This window comes from Dialister sp. (genome assembly GCF_036343215.1).
GTDB lineage: Bacteria > Bacillota > Negativicutes > Veillonellales > Dialisteraceae > Dialister.
Genome location: NZ_JAZASU010000200.1, coordinates 1 through 1470, shown reverse-complemented (window position 1 = coordinate 1470; position 1470 = coordinate 1). Strand labels below are relative to the sequence as shown.

Below are 1470 nucleotides of genomic sequence, written 5' to 3'. Positions count from 1 at the left end.
CTGTGGAGCCGTAAGCTGACTTCTTATGTGGAGTAACCGTTTCTTACTTGTCGTAAAACGTAAAAGTATGTTTTCCCCGCTCTTTGGATTTATACATGGCTTCGTCGCCTTTGCTCAGCAATGTTTCTATATCGCTTGCCTGAGTTCCATGGACAATGCCTACGCTGACAGAAACAGCCGGCACTCCGTCATCCGCATTTGACAACTCCCGATTAATCTTTTCCAATTTCATTTCAATCAATTTTCGCTGCATCTCATCGGAGTGAACCATAAACACAACAAATTCATCACCGCCCAGTCGGCAGATATAATCGTCAGACCGGAAATTCTTTTTCAAAACCTGCACCAGTTTTTTCAGTACTTTATCTCCTGTTTCATGTCCGTACGTATCATTGATGGTCTTGAAATTGTCAACATCAAGCATCATCAGGTACGTTGAATCCAGATCAAGGCTTGAAAGCAGAAGATCAAATCCGGCCCGGTTATACGCCCCCGTCAATTCATCATGAGAAGCTTTGAAATTAAGATGTTCAATACTCTTCTTATACATAAAATACAAATTGTTATAGGCTTTGGCCAGATACCGGAATTCGTTGGCTCCGGTTTCCCGGATGGGGCTGTCGGTTTCAATCTGATCCACCGCGCGCAGGATTGGGTTTATGCCCAGGGTAGACGTTAACCATACTACAAAGAAGATGGATGCAATTATCATCAAAACCCCCGCGCGCGCCAGATTCAGTTCCTTTTGGAAACGTTCCAGTGCATCCGTTTCTTCCTTCTGCGCCTGGCTTACAATCGCCTGAACGGTGTTGTTGACTTCCGCACGGATCCGATTCTTTTGGGTATAATATTCACCATCCAGTACCATCTTTGTGGCACGCCGCATCTTGTCCTCAGGAGAAAGCGCCATATCTGCACTGTTCAGGGTTACACCTTTCAGCACGGAAGGATACTCCCTGATTCCTTTCGCTTCAATCACCAGGCGCATCGCGTAGTATTCCCTGTCCATCAGTTTTACCGAATAGCGCATGGCCTCCTCCAGGCTTGCCAGGGCAGGGCCGACGTTCTTCACTCTTTTCAGTTCGGTAATGGCCTGTTCCCGCCGTTTGGTTGCAAAGGCTTCAATAAAATACTGTTCCATAAACCTGCGGTCTCCGCTTTCGGTAAAGCGCTGTACCATTTCCGTAAGGTGGTCCGAAGCATCCATCAGCCCGTGGACTGAATTTTGCAGCATTAAATTTTCTTCCGAAGCGTTTTTAACGCGCATGAAGCTGTTTATGAGCCGGTAGGTAGAGAAAATCATCAGGCAGGAAAATATGACCGCAAATACAATCTGCCATTTGTGTATGTTACGAAGGGAAACCCCTTCTTTCAGGCTGATCATTCGTATCCTCCCTTTTTACGGCTTTGCTCCTTCACATCGGCAACCAACTTTCGGAATGAGCGGGCAATGCCGCCGATCTCATCGTT

1 protein-coding gene is annotated in these 1470 nt (G+C 46.6%); it reads right to left on the bottom strand.

Translation table 11 applies throughout. The annotated features are described in order from the left end of the window. Positions 1–43: 43 nt before the first annotated feature. A complete protein-coding gene (locus VZT47_RS10355) occupies positions 44–1384 on the bottom strand; it encodes a sensor domain-containing diguanylate cyclase (RefSeq protein WP_330224882.1) in 1341 nt (446 codons plus the stop codon). Positions 1385–1470: the final 86 nt, after the last annotated feature.

Bases quoted from the DNA above. Each gene is read 5' to 3' on its own strand.
- VZT47_RS10355 (WP_330224882.1), bottom strand. From the start codon at position 1,384: ATGATCAGCCTGAAAGAAGGGGTTTCCCTTCGTAACATACACAAATGG.